The sequence below is a fragment of the Nonomuraea sp. NPDC049784 genome (assembly GCF_040659615.1).
Classification (GTDB): Bacteria; Actinomycetota; Actinomycetes; order Streptosporangiales; family Streptosporangiaceae; genus Nonomuraea.
On the sequence record NZ_JBFAMX010000896.1, the window covers coordinates 1 to 3,082 of the forward strand.

The 3,082-nt window shown below is 73.4% G+C and carries 3 protein-coding genes; all 3 read right to left on the bottom strand.

Annotation, left to right across the window (positions count from 1 at the left end; genetic code table 11):
- Nucleotides 1–634: ABC transporter transmembrane domain-containing protein (locus AB0J09_RS60610; protein ID WP_360712952.1), on the bottom strand; the 634-nt coding region annotated here is incomplete at its 3' end.
- Entirely contained in the window at nucleotides 631–2,376 is a 1,746-nt protein-coding gene (locus AB0J09_RS60615) for an ABC transporter ATP-binding protein (RefSeq protein WP_360712955.1), read from the bottom strand. The genes AB0J09_RS60610 and AB0J09_RS60615, both read right to left, overlap by 4 nt.
- 163 nt (nucleotides 2,377–2,539) lie before the next feature.
- The coding region (locus tag AB0J09_RS60620) for a hypothetical protein (protein WP_360712957.1) at nucleotides 2,540–3,082 on the bottom strand (543 nt) is incomplete at its 5' end.

Below are 3,082 nucleotides of genomic sequence, written 5' to 3' on the forward strand. Positions count from 1 at the left end.
CCGCGGTCTTGATCGCGAGCACGCCGCCGAAGATCTCGCCCACGTACGCCGTGACGGCCGCGCCGAGCGTCCTGGCCCGCTGGTGCAGCCGCCCGATGGCCTGCCGCATGACCCTGCTCAGCACGCCGATCGCGACCATCGGCAGGACGAGCACCAGCGTGATCACGGGATCGACGTAAGCCATGATCGCCAGCGCGGCGGCGGCGAAGAGCGTCGTGCCGGCCAGGCTGACGCTCTCGTCGGTGAAGTCGACCGCGTCGGCCACGTCGTCCCGCAGCCGGGCGACGGACTCGCCGGACGAGTGCGGCAGCCGCGCCGCGGCCGGGCCGCGCGCGGTGAGGATGGAGCGCAGGGCGTTGGCCCGCAGGAGGGTGGCCGCGGCGGCCCACCAGTAGACGCCGTACGTCCACGCGATGATGATCATCAGCCCTCGGGCGACCTCCACGCCCACGAACGCCGCGCACAACCAGAGCACCCAGCCGAGGTCGCCGTGGAGCCCGTCGAAGATCCGTTGCAGGACGAGCCCGCTCGCGAGCGGGATGACGTGGACCGGCAGCCACAGCAGCGCGCCGACGAGGTAGCGGCGGAAGTCGAAGGTGGCCAGCCGGGTGGCCACCAGCATCACCGGCTTCACCGGCGCACCCCCGCCAGGTCGAGCAGGCGCCCGAACCTGCTGCCGGGGTCGGCGGCGAGGTCGGCGCGGCGGCCGTACTCGATGATCTTGCCTTGGTCGAGTACGGCGATCTTGTCCACGCGGGACAGAGAGGACAGGCGATGCGCGATGATCACGCCGGTCCTGCCCTGGAGCAGGCGGTCGATGCTCCGCTCGATGCGCCGTTCGGTGGCCGGGTCGAGCCTGCTGGACGCCTCGTCGAGCACGACGAGCCCGGGATCGGCCAGGAACGCGCGGGCGAACGCGATGAGCTGTGACTCCCCCGCCGACACGGCCGAGACGCGCAGCTCGGTGTCGAGCCCGTCTGGCAGCGTGGCCAGCCAGTCTCCGAGCCCGACGCCGTGGAGCACCTCGCGCAGCAGTTCGTCCCCCGGCGAGGGCCGGAAGAGCGTCAGGTTGTCCCGCAGGCTGGCGGCGAAGAGCTGCACGTCCTGGGTGACCACGCAGATCCGCTTTTTGAGGGACGCCGGGTCCGCCTCGCGCAGGTCCAGCCCGCCGGCCCGCACGACGCCCTCGGTCGGGTCGTACAGGCGCAGCACCAGGCGGGCGAGGGTGGTCTTGCCGCTCCCCGTGCGCCCCACCACTCCGAGCGTCTCGCCGGGAGCCAGCGTGAGGGTGGCGCCCGACAGCACCTGCTCGTCGTCGCCCGGGTAGGCGAAGCCGACGCCGTCCAGGCGCAGGCCGAGCGGGCCCTTCTCCGGCAGCGGGCGGGTGCCCTCGGGCAGGGTGCGCCGCTCGGCCAGCAGGTCGCCGATGCGGGCGAAGCCGGCCAGCGCCGCCTGATACTGCCTGATCTGGTCGATGAGCCGCTCGAACGGCGTGCGTACCATCAGTGTGTACTGGAAGATCAGCACGGCGGTGCCGATCGTGAGCGTCCCGGACTTCAGGGTCCAGGCGGCGAGCCCGAGCATCATGGCGGTGCCTGCCGCGAACGCCACCGACGTGCCGGCCAGCAGCGTGGTCCCGATGCGGGCGTCTTTGACCTCGGCGCGGTAGAGGGCGGCGCTGACCTGCTGGAAGCTGCGCACGGTGTGCTCGCCGGCGCCGTTGGCCCTGATGTCCTCGGCTCCGGCCAGCCGCTCTTCGAGCATGCCGAACAGCCTGGCGCTCGCCGCCCGCGACCGGGCCGCGGCGGGCACGGCCAGCCGCTGCGCGCGAGCCATCCCGTACCCGATGAGCAGGCAGTACGCCAGCAGCGCGCAGCCGATGCGCCAGTCGACGACGAAGACGACGACCAGCACCCCGGCCAGGAGCAGCACGCTGGCCACGACGTCCATGAGGAACGCGACGACGAAGTCGGCCACGGCCACCACGTCGCCGTCCACGCGCTCGATCATCTCGCCGGGCGTGTGCCGGCCGTGGTAGGCCATGTCCAGTCCGAGCGCGTGCTGGGCGAGGCGCTCGCGCAGGCGGTTGGTGCCGTCCCAGGCGAGGCGGCTGGCCAGCCACGCGGTGACCATCCTGGCGGCCTGGCCCGCGACGGCGAGCGCGAGGTAGCCGAGGGCGATCAGGGTCAGGTGTCTGGTGCTCGCTCCGGCGATGGCGTCGTCGACGAAGCGGCGGGTGATCTGGGGCGCCGCCAGCGGCAGGGCGGTGGCGGCGGCGATGGCCGCGACCAGCGCGGCGGCGGGGCGGGGTCCTGGGCGCAGCAGGCGCAGGACGGAGGTGCTACGCGGTGCGATCCCCTGGTCGAACGGTGTCAAGAAGCGTCATGCCCTTTGGATAGGAGGTGTCTTTGCGCTGGGTGGACATGAGCGCTGTCCGCATGGCGGGACCTCCTGGATCGATGGGCTGCTGCGGGGAGTACAGCAGCCCATCGCGGTCCGGGGCAACTGATTTACGGGGCCTGCCGGCGCCGGGAGCGGCTCACCCGTGCCCCCTCAGCACTCCCGCCCGGGCCAGCCCGGTGGTCAGCTCCGTCCGGGCGCGCTCGGGAAGGCCGTCGAGGGCGTGCGGGTCGTCGGCCGCCAGCCGGGATACGGGCGCGACCTGGTACGGGTGGAGCCGGAACGACCGCCCTGACCGCAGGCTGACCGCGAACGTCCCGGGCCCGCCCCCGTCCGGCCCTGCTCCTCCGGTGACCACCTCCGCACACGGATCCCACGCGGGAGCGGACTCGCCGCAGGGCCCGGCCCCTCCCCGAACCACTTCCGCACACGGATGCCACGCGGAAGCGGGCTCCTGGCCGGCGACCGAACAGGCGGCCAGCCGACCGGCCGGCAGCCCCCGGAGCCGCCCCACCCACGTCCTGATCATGGCCGCGACCTCGTACGCCCGCATGGTCTCCGGCGCGTCGAACTCGATCCACCGAGCCAGGTCGTTCGCGGCGTCCGGCGGGAAGCGCACGCTCTGCCCCGCCCAGCCGGAGCGGATCGCCATCCGGTACGGCCTCAGCCCGGCGAGCCGGAC